The following is a 16,064-nucleotide window of genomic DNA, read 5'->3' as shown; positions in this document are numbered from 1 at the left end:
TTGCGTGACCAGTTATGGCCCATTGCGTGTGCAAGCCGTGATGATGTTTGGAACGGTCATCCGAGAACAGTGCCAATTGATAGGGTGCTTTCGTCACGCTTCCAAAACACCTCTATCGCAGCAGAATTAAATTCTATTTAGGGCTTCGGGCTAATCATGTGCCTAAGTCAGTCAAAACACCGATCTCTTGCTGCACGATTGCCATCAGTTCAGCTGGAAAGGGTTGAAGTAACGATTGAGCTTCGTCCAACGTACCTGTGAGCCATGTTTCGTAATCCTCTGGTCGCAGGATGACCGGCATGCGGTTTGGGTGCACCGGACGGACAATCTCGTTGGCGCTCGTGGTGATGATTGTGTGTGTCAGGTCACTGCTATCGTCGCGACTAAGAGACGCTGGAACCTGCTGCCATAGACCAGCCATGGCAAATGGCGGACGTGGTTCATCCCCTTTGATTGCGAACCAATAGTCAGTCGCCGGTCGCTGCCCCTTGGCTTCTCGAAAACTCGATGCCGGAACAAGGCAACGCCGCAACTGAAAGCTCTCCTTCCAAAGACCGCTACTGTTCAACTTATCGGCCCGCGCGTTGTTCCACGCAGCGGGTTTCAGTTCTTTACCCGTCTTCTTGCTGATGTTCTTTGTCAGAAAGCCCCAATTCATTTCGATGAGTTCACGCTCACCTGTCGAGGTCAGTCGAACGACTGGGGCTGGGTACTTGGGCCAGATTGCAGTCCGGGGTTCCGCGTTGCCCAGATGACTGTTGGCGGGTTTAACGTCGAACATCTGGCGCATCGCCTCAACGGCAGTGGTGCTTGAATAGAGGTTACACATTCCTATTCCCCCAGAACCTTGTCCTGCCAAAGCCAGACCTTCTTGCTCCCCACCAATCGACGCACTGGCATTAGGCCAACATCCTTGGATTGTGGTGTGGCCATTCTAATATCGATATATTCAGTTGTCCCGCATTTCGAACAGCCAAATGGCGGCAGATGAACCGGATGCATCGGGTCAACAACCTGAATAAGGTCGGACGCCAAGAATGTCGCACCGCGTCGGCATAGGCCGCAGCGTATCAAAACAACCTCACCACTGACCGCCGCATCACGCAAAGTACGAAACGGCTTGGCAGGATGGGCTCTGATTGGCGGGTGTCCGGCTGGCATAAGGGCATTTAGAACAAAAAGTGAACCTCCTGCAAGATTAGCATTCCGGATTCTACTCAATTCCGCGATTCCCTTAAACGACGTCTTAGCCGTTCCGCCCTTCAGGCCTCCGTATGCGAGAATCTTGCAGGCGCTCAGCCGCCTGTGGGGTGAGGAAATTCGAAGGAATACCGCAGATGGTGAAGAAAATCTAACCATTACCCGAAAAGGTGAGTATTCTCGAGGCGCGGTGATGAATTTTCACGGACGTGAGCTTCCCGGACCGGGTCGGCTTGCAGGATATGCCGGGCTGGTCAGCGAGCTCGGGCTGTACCTGCCAACGCCACGCCGCCTGTCTCTTTTCTCCGTTCACCACGAACGCCGACCCGAACCGAAATAGGATATACTCCGATCGCAGCAATGGCCGGATGAGACTGTGTTCGATCACGTGGTATTTGCAATTATGAACGAAGGCGTCGATCTCCAGATCATGCATAAGACCACCAAATGCTGTTTGCATTTACACCTTCTGATTAACGTCGTGGCGAGCAAATTTATATAAGCTGTGTGCCGAGAAAGATGCCTGAAAGGGTTAGATCATATGATGGAACCCTTTTTCGGACTGCGCCTTCGAGCAGAGTTTCATCTTGAGTAGCTGCAGTTTTACATGCATCGGCCGCACGTTCCGCGTACGCTGCTTACGAACAGCGCCATATCGGTGGATCAATTTGAGAAATCAAAAGCATGAAATGTCCCGCGTTCTCAGGTTAAGAGAGATCGCGTCCACAGCTGAGAACAATCAAAACGCGCTCTATGGCACGAGGGATATATGGAAAGACAGAGCTTGGCTTGTAGAGAACAGTCGTGCGTTCTTTGAACAAGCAGACTTGCACGCAAGACATGGTCATCCCCTCGCGGAAATTTTCACATCGCATATGGGCGCTTCGTGGAACGAGAAGTGAGTAGCAATGATAGCGCAGTCGACGAGCTTCTCAGGTCAACTGCCACCCACTTTCCTTGTCGATCAGGTCATGATCACAAGCTTTGACACAGGCCGGTTGTCCCAAAAGGGAATTGACACCATATCCTTAAGTTTACATACTAAAAACAATTTAAAATCAGAGACTTACTATGAATCCTACCATCCCAGCCAGCTTTTTCAGAAAGATGAAGAAAATAAAGAGCTTAGCACTCTTACAGATCGCAATGCACCCCAACCTTCCGAAAACGGGATACAGCGCACGCGCTTCCTAATCCGCAGTCGCGCCCAAATCCTGCGCCGCACTAGCCCTTATCTCATGCCCCGCGCCAGCACATTTTACGTTATGAAGCGTCTGCTTGATCGGCGTGACGAAAGTCCCTAAACGTTTATAATCGAGCCCGAGAAAAACTTGCGGCATCAATGGAAAGCAGAAGTGTTGGAACAAGTAGCAGAAAGAGTCGCAACCCTTTGGATTGGCCCAAAGCTCTCTTTTCTTGAACGACTTAGTCTAAAATCTTTTCACGACATCGGCCAAACACCAATACTTTACCTATACGACGATGTTGAAGATCCCCCCGAATATGTCGAAATTCGCGATGCGCGCGAGGTCATGGACGAAACATTCGTTCAGCGATACTGGGGTAAGGACAAGTTAGACGACGCCCGCATCCACGCCGACATTTTCCGGGTGCTATTGATGCGCAAGACAGACCACATCTGGATAGACGCTGACGTTTACGCTTTACACCCTCATGTAAGCACTGACGGTTATTTGTTTGCAGCGCGGAATAGGCGCTTTATTCCTAACGGTGTCATGCGAATTCCACGCGATAGTCCTGCAATTTTTGAGATGGAAAAATTTGTTTCTGCCACCGAAGGCGTGCCGCCATGGTGGACAGAAGAGCAGATAGCGCTCCAAAAAGAGAACGAGTCCGATTTTTCGTTTGAAAACCTGCCTGTGGGCGTGACCGGACCAGAAGCATTTGGGTATTTCGTTCGAAAGAGTGGCGAACTTAAACACTCGAAAACGTTTGACTATCTATACCCAATTCTGGCTCGCCACTCGACAACGCTGCTATTTGTGCCATCTCCTTACAACCTTGCCGAGATGCGCGAAAAAAGCATGTCCTTGCATCTTTATGCGACTGCAATCCGCCGCAAACTGTTTAACCGGATGGGAGGAGTACCCCCAGAGGGTAGCCTCCTTCACGACCTTTGCATGGCGCATGGTATCGACTTTGGGATGCATCCAATCGAACACCGAGACCCCAAGAAAGACGCACAAAAACGTCGCGATTTTTATCAAAACCTTGAGAATTGAACTGGCGGCGTAGGATTTCGCACTCGCGACTTACTGACATACCGCCAGCCAAAATCTACTCAGCAACGAGACGTTTTATAGCGCGCCGCGGTTGTCCATCATGCTTATATGTCATCTGGATAAATTCGCTCCAGTCTTCTCGCGATTTGATATCTGCGATCTTATCTCGGTGCCACGCGACAGCCTCTGAATGTAATGCACCAAGGACTTTATCCGATTTCAATTTAGTCAGCTCCGAAAGCATTCCCGGTACATGCTTTAGCATTGAATAATCGCGCACATAGTTCGCGTTCATTGCATCAAAGTAATCCTGCCCCTGGTCCATGTTCACGTGGTTTGTACGACCGCGGTCACGCTTTACCAAAAAGCTATCGGCGCTTCTGATCGCATAATGGTGCAAGCGAGCATAGTCGTGTTGAAAGCCCTTCCAAGTACGCCAAGAAACGGATTTAGCATCGACGGCATTTCCCCCGGAATCGCGCCATGTGATTTCGTCATAGGGTGACGGACCATCTGGATCTGCATCTTGCTCCACTTTGGCAAAAGGACGGTGCACGCCCATACGATGGAAAGCCCCATTATTGCGATAGAGCGTCTTGATACCGGCTCCACGATAATTGGTATAGATATTTTCTGGAGAGCATTGAAAGAACTGCTCGATAATGGGCTGGTCTTCATAGTGACGCCGCATCCCATTGCCGAACAATTTCCAACCAAAGGAAATCGCGTCAGCAACACCGGTTTTCGAAACAAGATCCGTCAAGGTCATGCCACATCGGATATTTAGAAATTCATCTGCATCAGCACAAATCACCCAGTCCGCAGCAGCGTAAGCCTCTGTCTTGGGGGCAAGCCTTAGTGCAGCGCGCTGTGGCGAAAGCTCGCGCCCTTTGCGCCCAATTTTTCGATCATTATTATCGACGTGGACAGCGAGTCCCAGTTCTTGAAGACGTGATGCAATTGTATCTGTACCGTCGGCACAATCGTTTGTGTAGATTAGAAAATCATCGAAACCGATTGCACGGTTAAAGGCGATCCACTCAAGGATGAACGGGGCTTCATTTTTCATCGTTGTTACGATGAGAAAGCGTTCTTTATCCAAAGTACTACTACCTCTCTACCAGATACAGTTTGTCTTCACATCTTTGGCGCAATCTATCAACCGCCATTTCGAAGGGCCGGAAATCAGACTATGCCTAGCCTTAATGCGATCTCTGGCGCCTCCGAGATTATCTCATTGCGAGCGCGATCCAGCTTTTGTCGGTGCCATTCGAGACTACGGTTGTGAAGCAATTCCAAGTGTGGATGCTCTCGCTTTAGCTCTTCAATTCGCTTTCGCAGTGCTGGCACATGCCGCTGAATGCTTTTATCTTCGACGTCGTTGGCGTTGAAAGTCTCGAAATACGAAAAGTCGATCCTATCCTGATCGGCGCTATTCGCGGTCCCCCGATAGCGTTTCATCAAGAACGCCTCTGAAGATTTTATCATGTAATGGTTCATACTCACCAGGTCGCGCCCCAACGCCTCTTCAAAAGAGCGCCACCCCTGTTTGAGGTAACGATCAGGCATTGCCTCACCAGAACCATTAACCCACTGTACTGGCTGGCGCCCATCTTGAAACCGCGGCGCAAGACGTGGCCTGTGAATGCTTAGCTTCCGCGCAACCCGCGGCCTAAACATCGTCTTAAACGCGGTATAACGCTGGATTTGATTGATGCCTTCAGGCGCAGCGTGATCGAATTGCGCGATGACTGGTTCATCTTCGAACTTTACAATCCCACTATTACCAAAAACCCGCCACGTCGCCGAAATCAAGTCGACGCGGCCCGGCGTTATCTCACTCAATGCCGCAAACAACGCCTCAACAGAACCATCGCCGACATGTATGTTTATAAATTCATCAGCATCCGCCACGAGCACCCAGTCCGAGGCTTTAATAAAGGGGTTCTCCCACAGCCTTTCATAGGCGCGGTTTTGAGGGTCGGCATTAGTACCGCTCACATGCCCCGAATTTTCGAGATGGGTAATTTCACCAACCGTATCAAGGTAATCTAACATCTGACGCGAACCATCATTACAGTCGTTCGACGCAATCGCGATCTTATCAAAGCCAATTAGCTTATAGTAACATATCCACTCTAGCAGATAGGGACCTTCATCTTTGACAGTGCCGATTAACGTGCATGATTGGCCGTCCGCCATGTATAGCTCCTCGCTACGAAAGTGCGTTACCATGAGTAAAGGTAAATTGCCTCGCCCGGCAAGCAGATCGATAGAATTTCATCGCCGCCCCGGCGACGTTATTGCGACGCCATTACTGTTCCTGTAGAAATCAACATCAGCGCGTTCGCAAATAGTAAGGTTTCGATGATGGCTAATCTTCCCCCAATTGGTGCACTTTGGATCGGGGGTTCACTGACATGGCTTGAACAGCTTTGCCTAAAATCTTTTGTCGATCAGGGACATCCGACGTTCCTATACACCTACGGCGAAGTAAAAGGTGTGCCCGAAGGTGTTCAGATCCGAGACGGCAACGAAATTCTGACAACTGATCGTTTCATCACGCACGGGCGTACTGGAAGTGTTGCCCTATTTTCTGATCTGTTCCGGTTTCACTTGATCGCAAAAGATCCTGAAATCATTTACGTCGACACCGATGTCTATTCGGTTCGCCCATTCCCGGGGAATGAAAGCCACATCTTTGGTTACGAATACTACGTCGAAGAAAAGAAGAAGGGACAAGTGAACGGCGCTATCCTGCGAATGCCGCAAGATTCCCCTGCGCTTCAGGCACTGCTCGAATTCACTTCCAACGAATTTCCCATTCCTGAATGGCTGCCTCCTCGTCACCTAAAAGGGATTAAGGAACGTGCAGCTCAGGGCGACCCAATGCACGTCTCAGAAATGCCTTGGGGTATTTGGGGGCCACTTGGCGTGACCGCATATCTTGCCCAAACTGGCGAAATTGAGCATGCCCGCCCGACTGATGTCTACTATCCAGTTCACTTTGCGGACCGTCGAATTTTCGCGCGCCGCCCTATGCTGACACGTAAGCATTTGACCGATAACACGCGCTGCATCCATATCTGGGCGCCTATCAAACATTTTTGTGCCCACCGGTTCGGAGGAATCCCGCCCGAGGGAAGTTATCTGGATGAGCGATTGAAACATCATGGCATTGACCCGCGCGAGGCACCGGTCATCCCCCAAAGCGATCGATCTGTGGTGGAATAGAGTGGCAGATCGCCTCATGCCATCACTCTTTCATGCGTCGGAACGCGTGAAGGCAACTTTCCTTACTGGCCGTGAACCGCGCCTTATCGTTTCATTTACGGGCATTGGAAAACTGGACACGCGCGAACAAGACGAAGAATTCGTCGGCTATGGATCGCAAGGTGGCCGCAATCACGCGCTGTTCATCGCGGACACTTTACGCAGTTGGTACAATGATCCCGGTATCTTTAACGAGATAGTCAGTGTCGTGGATCGCTATCGGGCAGAGCATGGCATCACCGAAACCATAACTTTTGGAAACTCTATGGGTGGCAATGGTGCAGTATTGTTTGCTGGTGCCTTAGGAGCGACGCGCTGTCTGTCCATTTCCGGCCAATATTCCGCAGACCCTACCGTTGTTCCCGAAGAAACGCGCTGGCGTGAATATCGCGACAATATAACCGCGTTCACTTGTCCACCTCTCGCGGACACGATCGATACTAATTGCATGTATTTCATCCTGCATGGCGGTAGTGACCTAGAACGACCACATTGGTCCCGATTTCCCAAAGGGGATAACATCTATCACTTCCTTGTTGGAAAAGCCGGACACGGCGTAGGGCGACGCTTAAAATCTCAAGGGTTGATGAAAATGGCGACACATTTCGCTATCGCAGGACGCCCACGTGCATTTCGTTTGGCACTCAAAGAAGAACTAAAACTGCACCGCCCGAAATAAGAGAGGGCAGACACTAATGCGCCTGCTCTCCAGTTTTCTTAATCCGAAATCGCGCCTTCTTCGTCGCGCTTGGCGTGCATTTGGGCTTTCACTTTGCGTCCGATGATCAGCGGCAGGATGAACCCGATGATTGCGATGATCCACAAGACGATGGACAGCGGGCTGTCGATCAGTGTCATCCAGTCTCCGTTTGAGATGGTGATCGCACGGCGCAGGTTGTTTTCCATCGTGTTGCCCAACAGCGTACCCAAGATGATCGGCACCAGCGGCACGTCCAGTTTGCGCAGGACCCAGCCCATGATGCCGAAACCGACCATCACCAACAGGTCAAATGACGAACCAGAGATACCGTAGATTCCGACAAAGCTGACCATCGCGACCACAGGCATCAGGATGCGCGGCGGCACCATCAGCACACGGGTGAACAGGCCAACCATTGGGATGTTCATCGCAAGAAGCATAAAGTTAGCAATGAACAGCGCTGCAATAAGGCCCCAAACGACATCAGGGTTTTGGCTGAACAACAGCGGACCGGGCGTGATGTTCAATGACAGTAGAACCGCCAGCAACACCGCCGTCGTACCAGAACCCGGCACACCCAGCGCCAGCATTGGCACCAATGCACCACCGGCAGCAGCGTTGTTACCTGCCTCTGGTGCAGCAACACCGCGTGGATCACCCGTGCCGAATGTCTTGTCTTTGTCGACTAGGCGCTTTTCCATAGAATAGGAAATGAACGACCCGAGCGACGCCCCTGCCCCCGGCAGAACGCCAGCCAAGAAGCCCAAACCGGTGCTACGCAGCATCGTTGGCGCAGTTTCCTTGAGCATCGACAGTGGCGGCGTCAAACGACCCACTTTGACCTTTGTCTTATCCGCATCGGCTTCGCCGTGGCGTTTTTCAAGAAAGATAAACACCTCGGACAAGGCAAACAGCCCAACGATCGCCACAAGGAAATCCAGACCGTCATAAAGATGGACTTCGCCGAATGTGAAACGTGGGACGCCCGTTTGTGTATCCACGCCGATCATCGCAAGCCCAAGGCCCAGTGCCGCAGCGAATGCTGACTTTGCTTGGTTCGTTGATGACACACCGCCTAGCGTCATAAACGCCAGCGCAAACAACGCGAAATATTCAGCAGGACCAAACAAAAGCGCGATTTTCACCAGCTGAGGTGCAAGAAAGATCAGCCCCCAAGTCGCAAAGAACGCACCGACAAAAGATGCGATACCAGACAAAGACAGCGCCTGACCGGCCATGCCTTTTTGTGCCATGGGATAACCATCAAGACAGGTCATCATCGCAGGTTCATCACCGGGAATATTCAGCAAGATTGATGAAATCCGCCCACCATACATCGCCCCGTAATAAACCGAGGTCAGCAAGATCAGCGAAGGCGTAGCACCAAGGCCAAGCGTGAACGCAAGTGGGATCAGGATCGCCACACCATTTGACGGGCCAAGCCCCGGCAGCGCGCCCATGATCGTGCCCAAAAAGCACCCAAGTAGCGCAAGCAGAAGGTTCTGCCACGTCAGCGCGATGGCAAAACCATCGGCAAGAGACGCAAAAGTTTCCATTTTCAGTCTCCGTTAAAAGCCAAGAGGACCACGTGCGAGCGAAAGCCCAAGCACAAGGTGAAATACAACGTAGATGCCAACTGACGTGCCCAACCCGGTCACAACAGATGCGATAGGGCCCGAACCCAAACGCCAAGTCAGATAGGTGGCGGCAAGTGCGGTCGCGATGACAAAGCCGATCACTGGCAGCAGTTCAGCATAAAGAACCATCACAACAGCGGCGGCACCGATTTCGACCAGCCGATCAAGGCTTGGCCATTCGGGCGCAGCGTCCGGTTTCAAAGCGATAACAAGGGAACTGATCCCAAGGACCGCGGCAACAATTAGGGGAAAGGCCTTAGGGCCAACAGCGTCAGACAGGAAACTTTCTTCGATCGCCAGCGCAGCAAACGCAAAGCTAACAGCAAGAAGGATACCGACAACGCCAAAGATACGATCACTCATTGGGATCTCCTGTAGCGGCAAGTATGAAATAGTTGGGGGCGCCCGTTACAGCGCCCCCGGGGGAAGAACGGTCATGAGTGGCCGTTACTTAATGATCCCGATGTCCTTAGAGATCTGCTGGATTTGTGCGACAGAACCCGAAACGAATTCTTCGAACGCAGCACCTTGCAGGTCCAGTGGCGCAAGACCGTTGGACGCCATGATGTCTTTCCATTCGTCAGATGCGTAGAGGTCAGCAATCTTTGAAACCCATGCGTCATATGCCTCGTCAGACATGTCGCCGGGTGCGTAGAAGCCGCGCCAGTTTGCACCGATTGCGTCGACGCCTTGCTCAAGCGCAGTTGGGAAGTCAGCGAATTCGCCGTCCAGACGCTCTGGTGACAGGATCGCAAGAACACGGATGTCACCGCTGTCTACGAAACCTTTAGCTTCGGAGATATCACCAGTGAATGCCTGAACCGAACCAGCCAGCAGCTGTGTTACGGCTTCGCCACCGCCATCAAACGCAATGTATTTCACGGTACGCACGTCATCGACGCCGTAAGCATCAGCCGCGATCAGCACCTTCAGGTGATCCCAACCACCAACGGCAGAACCGCCAGCAACAGAAATCGATGTTGGATCGTTTTTGATCAGGTCCAGCAGCGCTGGCAGGTCAGCGATTTCGCTGTCGGCTGCAACCGCAATCACGCCGTAGTCAGCGCCGATTGTTGCCAACCAACGAACTTGGTCCATTGTGTTGCCGGGGTATGCGCCCTGCGCCAAACGTGTTGCAGTTGCTGCAGATGCTGCAACGATCAGGTCGTTGTCATCGGTACGCTTGTTGACAACTTCAGCAAATGCAACACCGCCGCCGCCGCCAGCAAGGTTCACAACCTGCATGGTTTGATCAAGCAGACCTTGTTCTTGCAGTGAACGCCCAACCTGACGGCAAGTAAAGTCCCAACCGCCACCGGGGTTTGCAGGTGCGACGCACTCTGGGTTTTCTGGGGTATAGCCCTGTGCTGATACGGCCAACGCGGACGCACCAAAAATCGCTGTTGCTACAGCAATACGGGTTGCCTTGAAAATCATGTGATAACTCCTCCACACATATATATCACCCGGGCTGTAAGGCCGCCCGGTGCCATAGCCATTCGCACTGCATTTGCAGTCTCCTCGCGAATGTCTATGAATAATGGATAGAGGGCCAAGCTGTCATGAACCTGTCACGCATTGCAAAATGTGTCGCGTTCATCGCCGCCCTGAGGGGGAAAGTACACGAATGCGCGTTTTAATTGTCGAGGATGCGACCGACATGGCCGAGGCCGTCGCGATCCGGCTTGGGAAGTCAGGGATGGCCTGCGATCTCGCCGAAACTTATTCCATGGCCGAGGATTTCTTAGCGGTACAAAGCTATGACGCGATCGTGCTTGATATCAATTTGCCCGACAGAAACGGGACCGAATTACTGCAATCCCTGCGTCAGAAAAACGACCGCACCCCGGTTCTGATGCTGACCGCACTATTTTCGGTCGATGATCGTGTTTCTGCGCTTGATCTTGGTGCCGACGATTATCTTGTAAAACCGTTTGATCAGCGCGAGTTAGAAGCCCGATTGCGCGCCCTAATCCGACGTGAGGCAGACCAGAAATCGGATCAAGTGCAGCTTGGAGCGCTTTCGTTTTCGCCTGCGACATTGGCCGCCACGTTGAATGAAACCCCTGTCGATTTAACCCGCCGCGAAGCGATGTTGCTGGGTCTATTGCTGCGTAATCAAGGGCAGGTTTTGGGCAAACAACGGCTTTATGACGGCCTGTTTGCATTTGACGATATCGATGTTGGATTAAACGCCATCGAACTTTACATCGCCCGCTTGCGCAAAAAGCTGAACGGATCTGGCGTTGCTATCGAAACCCAGCGTGGCTTGGGGTATCGCATCCATGCCTGCGGCTGATCGACCAATAAGACTGGCGCAGCGGTCGCTTCTGTCGCGCGTGATCATCGGGGTATTATCACTGCTCGCCGTTGGCGGCTGCATCGTATCTCTGGCGTCATTCGCATATGGGAAAAACGCCGCCCGACAATCCTATGACAGGCTTCTTATCGGGGCGGCAAATGATATCGCGGAATCGATCAATATCATCGACGGTGCCGCTGTGGCTGACATTCCGGTGTCTGCTTTTGGTCTGTTATCGCTGGCGTTAGATGACCGTATTTCTTACGCGGTTCGCGGCCCTGATGGCGCGCTTTTGACAGGGTATGAAACCGCACTTCCCCCCGAAGGATCGGCACGGCGATCCGACGCGTTCTATTTTGATAGCACGCTCCAAGGCGAGCCAAGCCGCTTTGTCACAGTCGTCCGTAGGTTTTCAGAGCGGGATTATTCTGGGACCGTATCAGTAACTGTCGGACAAACCCTGCGCGCCCGTAATGCAATGGCACTTGACCTGACGAAGGGCGCGTTAGTCATTACCGGTCTTGCCGGTATCGCCCTGATCTTAAGCGCCTATTTGGTTATCCGTTCTGCCATGCGTCCGCTTGATCGGATGGCCAGCGAACTGCTAGCACGTGATCCCTATGACCTAACCCCAATGCAGGCCGACGGCCCAGCCGAAGTTGCCGTGATGACCGATGCGATGAACCGCTTTATGCAGCGGCTCGACCGACAAATTGGCGCGATGAAACACCTGATTTCAGACACAGCGCACCAGTTGCGCACCCCGGTTGCCGCGATCCGCGCGCAGGCCGAATTGGCGCTTGAAGATGATACCGAACATCAGCCACAACGGTTGGAGCGGCTACTGCGGCGCACCCGGTCTTTGGGAAATCTATTAGATCAAATGCTGTCCCGCGCATTGGTTATTCACCGCACCGACAACGCGCCACCCGAACCTGTCGATCTGCGCGATATTGCGCTGCAGGTGTTGGATGATTGCGACCCCGAACTTCTCGCCCCCGGCGTCGAGGTTGACCTGATCATTACGGACACCCCCGTGATCGTTATGGCGGATGAGGTCTCGGTCACGGAGGCCGGAAAGAACATGCTGACCAACGCATTGCAGCACGGCAAAGCCCCCATTCGCATCGGGGTAACTACCAGCCCAATACAGTCGGAACTATGGGTCGAAGACGCAGGCGACGGCCCTCCGCAAGATGTGCTGTCGCGTATCGGTGGTAGATTTGAACGATCTGCAGCATCTCAAGGGAACAGCGCGGGGCTGGGGCTTTCGATCCTACATGCGGTGGCCGAAGCCTTTGGCGGCAAGGTCACGATGGGCAAGACAGACACAGGGTTTCGCGTGACGCTTACCCTGCCCACCCAGACAGAGGCCGACAAATGATCCGCTATCTCCTTTACCTGTTGATCCTGTCTGGTCCCGCCATCGCCCAAGAGGCCGTGGCGCGCTTTGCATCAGACGACGCTGTTCAGCCCACAGACATCATCGTCCGGTCAACGACCGACATTGGCATTCTGACCCCCGCACTTAATGCCTTTGTTGCCATTCACCCCGAAATTTCGATCACTTATGAACAATGGGGGTCGAACGCGCTCTATGCCAATAGCCGCGCGGCCTGCGATGGAGAAATCCCAGCGGCCGACGCTGTGTTTTCGTCGGGGGTGCACCAGATGGTCGATCTTGTAAATCGCGCCTGTGCAAACCCATACGCATCAGACACCACGCGTGACCTGCCCCCCACCCGTGTTTGGCGCAATGAACTTTGGGGCATCACACTTGAACCCGCAGTCATCATCTACAACACGGCATTGGTCCCAGCTGAGGATGCCCCCCACACACGTTTCGCCCTTCTGGACCTTATGCGCCGCGCGGAATCGCCTTACCGCGGAAAGATCGCAACTTATGATGTCGAGGCGTCGGGGTTGGGGTTCCTGTTTGCCTTTATGGACAGCCTCGAAGCCACGACCTTCGGTGGCCTTCTCGAAGGTTTCGCGAGGACCGACGCTGTCGCGACCTGTTGTTCAGCGGAAATCATTGATGGCGTCGCCGAAGGGGAATACCTGATCGCCTATAACGTATTGGGATCTTACGTTAGCTCAGTTCCGCGTCAAAACATCGGTGTAATCCATCCCGAAGATTACACATTACTGCTTTCGCGCGCCTATATGATCCCGAAAACGGCGACGAACAAACAAGCCGCCGCGATCCTGCTGGATTTCCTTTTATCGGATGAAGGACAAGATATCCTAGCCGCAGGGAACCTTGTGCAGCGCCGCGATGATGATGCGACATTGCTATCCGAAAGCGCCCAGCGCGCCATTGCCATCGACCCCAAGCTATTGGTCGCGATGGACCAACACCGGCGTTCCCGGTTTGTAGGGCAGTGGCGTTCCACATTCGGGGCATTGCCCGCTGGCGGGTTTCTATCCGCCCCCTAGATTAGGGCGAGGCCATCGGAACCAAAGAAATGCGTGCGTGCGGGGTCAAACTGCACGCTAATATTGTCACCCGGTGATAGGTCGCTATCACCCAGCACGCGGACGGTAACCTGACCCGCCGCTGCGCAATCAAGTACAACAAACGTGTCAGCGCCTAGATATTCAAGGACATCCACCCTGCCTTCTAATTGGCCCGATCCGGGCGCCCCCAACACCGCATGTTCAGGACGCAGCCCGATGTGTGTGGTTCCGTCTGGCATCGCTACCCCAGTCGCTGTCCCGGCAGGCATCACGTTCATCTTGGGTGACCCGATAAACTGCGCAACAAACAGGTTTGCTGGCTTTTCGTATAGCTCGCGCGGGGTGCCGACCTGCGCAATGCGACCGCCATCCAGTACGACGATCCGGTCGGCAAGCGTCATTGCTTCGACCTGATCGTGGGTGACATAGATCATCGTGGATTTAAGGGTCTGGTGCAGTTTGGCAATTTCATAACGCATCTCGACCCGCAGAGCGGCGTCAAGGTTCGAGAGCGGTTCATCAAACAAGAACGCCGTCGGATCGCGCACGATAGAACGACCAATCGCGACGCGCTGGCGCTGACCACCGGACAGGTCTTTGGGCCGACGATCCATATAGGCATCTAGCTTCAAGACCCGAGCGGCTTCATCCACTTTTGCCGCCACTTCGTCGGTTGGCATCCCAGCCGATTTCAACGGAAAACCAACATTGTCGCGGACCGACATATGCGGATAGAGCGCGTATGACTGGAAAACCATTGCAAGGCCACGCTTGGCCGGGGGTTCAGCCGTAGCGTCGCGGTCATCGATCATGATTTGGCCGCGACTGGTTTCCTCTAACCCTGCAATCATGCGCAGCAATGTGGATTTTCCGCAGCCAGACGGGCCAACAAAAATGATAAATTCGCCCTCTGCGATCTCAAGGTTAATGCCTTTGATCACCTGCACATTGCCGAACCACTTTTCGACCGATTTTAGCGCAATAGAGCCCATTTAGAACCTCCCCTTTGCATGAGGGGATGCCCAAGTCAGCCAGATTGCGGCGGTCCAGCTAAAGTTGTCACCACCCTCGGGTGACCCTTTGTAAGGGTCAAAATATTCATAGAACCCGTGCTCAGCGATTAGTTTTTGTGTCGACTTACGCAGCTCTTCGGCCTTGGTGACGTGCTGCATTTCCGCCAATCCAATAGCGATCAAAGCGTTCACGTTCGACCATGTCGGCCCCCGCCAATACCGTTTTGGGTTAAATGTATCGGCAGCTGGGTCATTGGAAGGCACACCAAATGGAACTTCAGCCATGATACGTTCGTAGTGCGTCAGCATCTCAGGATGCTCGACCCCGGCAAACCAGCATAAAAACGACCCTGAACTTAGGGAATTCGCGAATTTTCCGGTACGAATATCGATACTATCGTAATGGCCGCGCTCGGCATTCCAATGCCGCTCGACGCCTTGTTTTAGGGTGCTGATCCAGCCTTGGATTTCGTCGGTCTTGTGGTCCAGTTCCAACGCGAGATGCAACAAGTCGCGACAAGCGCGCAAAAACAGGAATGTCATACCGACATCAGCGACCCGTAGCGGAGAGTTCTTCGCGATCTCGACCTCGTCCCAGCCACAATCCCGCGAGAAATACAGCATCGCAAGATAGCGGTCATAGTCTTCTTTTTTGGGGCGCATTTCAGGGTCGATATGTGCCGTGTCCCGGCGGGTGTATTCACCCACGTTTGACCCATCAACGTTGGCCATCGCGCCATCCCAATCGACAGCATTATCACGGCCGGACTCCCACGGGTGGGTGATAACAACCATACCGTCATGCATGCGATATTTCACGAACCAGCGATGCCAAGATACCAACCGCCCATACAGCAGTTCCATATGTACCCGGCCATAGTGTTTGTCTTCTTCGTAGACACTGCGCGCCATCGTGGCCGCAATAGGCGGTTGGGTGATGCCAGATGTATGCGGCACACGCGGAACATCCCAAACATCGGGTCCGGGAAAATAGCCAATCGCCTGCTTATGAAAGACGATGTGCGGCACCATCCCATTGTCCCACTGACCTGTAAAAAGCGTCTCTAACTCTGCCCAAGCACGCCGCACGTCATATGTCGCAATGCCCCAAGCGCAAAACGCGCTGTCCCAGTTCCACTGATATGGGTAAAGCCCTTTGGTAGGCACTGTATAAAGTCCCCGGTCATTGACCTGCAGAATTTTTCGCGCCCGTTTATCAAGTTTATCGTAATTCAT

Annotated in this window: 15 protein-coding genes; 6 read left to right on the top strand and 9 right to left on the bottom strand. The window is 53.1% G+C overall.

What is annotated here, in order from left to right:
• Positions 1–154: 154 nt before the first annotated feature.
• Positions 155–829: an SOS response-associated peptidase gene (locus ACHUEV_RS14675; protein ID WP_394181153.1), complete on the bottom strand. Its 675-nt coding sequence runs from the start codon at positions 827–829 to the stop codon at positions 155–157.
• 2 nt (positions 830–831) lie between these two features.
• Entirely contained in the window at positions 832–1,221 is a 390-nt protein-coding gene (locus ACHUEV_RS14670; RefSeq protein ID WP_394181151.1) for a hypothetical protein, read from the bottom strand.
• 1,334 nt (positions 1,222–2,555) lie between these two features.
• Between ACHUEV_RS14670 and ACHUEV_RS14665 the strand changes: the two genes are divergently transcribed.
• Positions 2,556–3,443: a hypothetical protein gene (locus tag ACHUEV_RS14665; protein WP_394181149.1), complete on the top strand. Its 888-nt coding sequence runs from the start codon at positions 2,556–2,558 to the stop codon at positions 3,441–3,443.
• Positions 3,444–3,498: 55 nt separating this feature from the next.
• On the opposite strand, the gene ACHUEV_RS14660 is transcribed toward ACHUEV_RS14665, so the two are convergent.
• Positions 3,499–4,512 (bottom strand): glycosyltransferase family 2 protein, encoded by a 1,014-nt coding sequence (locus ACHUEV_RS14660; protein ID WP_394181147.1) that lies wholly within the window; start codon positions 4,510–4,512, stop codon positions 3,499–3,501.
• Positions 4,513–4,628: 116 nt separating this feature from the next.
• Positions 4,629–5,645 (bottom strand): glycosyltransferase family 2 protein, encoded by a 1,017-nt coding sequence (locus ACHUEV_RS14655; protein ID WP_394181145.1) that lies wholly within the window; start codon positions 5,643–5,645, stop codon positions 4,629–4,631.
• 168 nt (positions 5,646–5,813) lie between these two features.
• Here ACHUEV_RS14655 and ACHUEV_RS14650 point away from each other — a divergent pair, with 168 nt between their 5' ends.
• Together ACHUEV_RS14650 and ACHUEV_RS14645 are read left to right on the top strand one after the other, a co-directional pair.
• Positions 5,814–6,677 (top strand): hypothetical protein, encoded by an 864-nt coding sequence (locus ACHUEV_RS14650; protein ID WP_394181143.1) that lies wholly within the window; start codon positions 5,814–5,816, stop codon positions 6,675–6,677.
• A gap of 1 nt (position 6,678) precedes the next feature.
• Positions 6,679–7,395, top strand: coding sequence for a hypothetical protein (locus tag ACHUEV_RS14645; protein ID WP_394181141.1), 717 nt, complete (start codon positions 6,679–6,681; stop codon positions 7,393–7,395).
• A gap of 38 nt (positions 7,396–7,433) precedes the next feature.
• On the opposite strand, the gene ACHUEV_RS14640 is transcribed toward ACHUEV_RS14645, so the two are convergent.
• The 3 genes from ACHUEV_RS14640 to ACHUEV_RS14630 form a co-directional block, all read right to left on the bottom strand.
• Positions 7,434–8,972, bottom strand: coding sequence for a tripartite tricarboxylate transporter permease (locus tag ACHUEV_RS14640; protein WP_394181139.1), 1,539 nt, complete (start codon positions 8,970–8,972; stop codon positions 7,434–7,436).
• Positions 8,973–8,984: 12 nt separating this feature from the next.
• A complete protein-coding gene (locus ACHUEV_RS14635; RefSeq protein WP_106358851.1) occupies positions 8,985–9,416 on the bottom strand; it encodes a tripartite tricarboxylate transporter TctB family protein in 432 nt (143 codons plus the stop codon).
• 84 nt (positions 9,417–9,500) lie between these two features.
• Positions 9,501–10,490: a Bug family tripartite tricarboxylate transporter substrate binding protein gene (locus tag ACHUEV_RS14630; RefSeq protein WP_394181137.1), complete on the bottom strand. Its 990-nt coding sequence runs from the start codon at positions 10,488–10,490 to the stop codon at positions 9,501–9,503.
• Between the two features lie 190 nt (positions 10,491–10,680).
• On the opposite strand from ACHUEV_RS14630, the gene ACHUEV_RS14625 reads away from it, so the two are divergent.
• The 3 genes from ACHUEV_RS14625 to ACHUEV_RS14615 are packed head-to-tail and all read left to right on the top strand — an operon-like array spanning position 10,681 to position 13,794.
• The gene (locus ACHUEV_RS14625) at positions 10,681–11,352 is read left to right on the top strand and encodes a response regulator transcription factor (RefSeq protein ID WP_394181135.1); all 672 of its coding nucleotides are present in this window, start codon (positions 10,681–10,683) and stop codon (positions 11,350–11,352) included.
• Complete coding sequence (locus tag ACHUEV_RS14620) at positions 11,300–12,739, top strand: sensor histidine kinase (protein ID WP_394181133.1); 1,440 nt, start codon at positions 11,300–11,302, stop codon at positions 12,737–12,739. Before ACHUEV_RS14625 ends, ACHUEV_RS14620 begins: the two co-directional genes overlap by 53 nt.
• Entirely contained in the window at positions 12,736–13,794 is a 1,059-nt protein-coding gene (locus tag ACHUEV_RS14615) for an ABC transporter substrate-binding protein (protein ID WP_394181131.1), read from the top strand. The genes ACHUEV_RS14620 and ACHUEV_RS14615 overlap by 4 nt, the downstream gene beginning before the upstream one ends.
• Here the strand turns inward: ACHUEV_RS14615 and ACHUEV_RS14610 are convergent.
• Entirely contained in the window at positions 13,791–14,807 is a 1,017-nt protein-coding gene (locus ACHUEV_RS14610; protein WP_394181129.1) for an ABC transporter ATP-binding protein, read from the bottom strand. The two genes, ACHUEV_RS14615 and ACHUEV_RS14610, sit on opposite strands and share 4 nt — an antisense overlap.
• Positions 14,808–16,064 carry an MGH1-like glycoside hydrolase domain-containing protein gene (locus ACHUEV_RS14605; protein ID WP_394181127.1) on the bottom strand — a complete coding sequence of 419 codons (1,257 nt, stop codon included), beginning with the start codon at positions 16,062–16,064 and terminating at the stop codon, positions 14,808–14,810.

It is taken from the genome of Yoonia maritima (assembly GCF_043641945.1).
GTDB lineage: Bacteria > Pseudomonadota > Alphaproteobacteria > Rhodobacterales > Rhodobacteraceae > Yoonia > Yoonia maritima_B.
Note: the sequence above shows the minus strand (reverse complement) of the source record. Positions and strands in the feature narration are given on the sequence as shown.

What these genes read in the sequence shown, in the direction of transcription:
- ACHUEV_RS14610 (WP_394181129.1), bottom strand. Translation starts at nt 14,807, where the DNA reads ATGGGCTCTATTGCGCTAAAATCGGTCGAAAAGTGGTTCGGCAATGTG.
- ACHUEV_RS14650 (WP_394181143.1), top strand. Translation starts at nt 5,814, where the DNA reads ATGGCTAATCTTCCCCCAATTGGTGCACTTTGGATCGGGGGTTCACTG.
- ACHUEV_RS14675 (WP_394181153.1), bottom strand. Translation starts at nt 829, where the DNA reads ATGTGTAACCTCTATTCAAGCACCACTGCCGTTGAGGCGATGCGCCAG.
- ACHUEV_RS14625 (WP_394181135.1), top strand. Translation starts at nt 10,681, where the DNA reads ATGCGCGTTTTAATTGTCGAGGATGCGACCGACATGGCCGAGGCCGTC.
- ACHUEV_RS14630 (WP_394181137.1), bottom strand. Translation starts at nt 10,490, where the DNA reads ATGATTTTCAAGGCAACCCGTATTGCTGTAGCAACAGCGATTTTTGGT.
- ACHUEV_RS14655 (WP_394181145.1), bottom strand. Translation starts at nt 5,645, where the DNA reads ATGGCGGACGGCCAATCATGCACGTTAATCGGCACTGTCAAAGATGAA.
- ACHUEV_RS14640 (WP_394181139.1), bottom strand. Translation starts at nt 8,972, where the DNA reads ATGGAAACTTTTGCGTCTCTTGCCGATGGTTTTGCCATCGCGCTGACG.
- ACHUEV_RS14660 (WP_394181147.1), bottom strand. Translation starts at nt 4,512, where the DNA reads ATGAAAAATGAAGCCCCGTTCATCCTTGAGTGGATCGCCTTTAACCGT.
- ACHUEV_RS14605 (WP_394181127.1), bottom strand. Translation starts at nt 16,064, where the DNA reads ATGAATTACGATAAACTTGATAAACGGGCGCGAAAAATTCTGCAGGTC.
- ACHUEV_RS14635 (WP_106358851.1), bottom strand. Translation starts at nt 9,416, where the DNA reads ATGAGTGATCGTATCTTTGGCGTTGTCGGTATCCTTCTTGCTGTTAGC.
- ACHUEV_RS14615 (WP_394181131.1), top strand. Translation starts at nt 12,736, where the DNA reads ATGATCCGCTATCTCCTTTACCTGTTGATCCTGTCTGGTCCCGCCATC.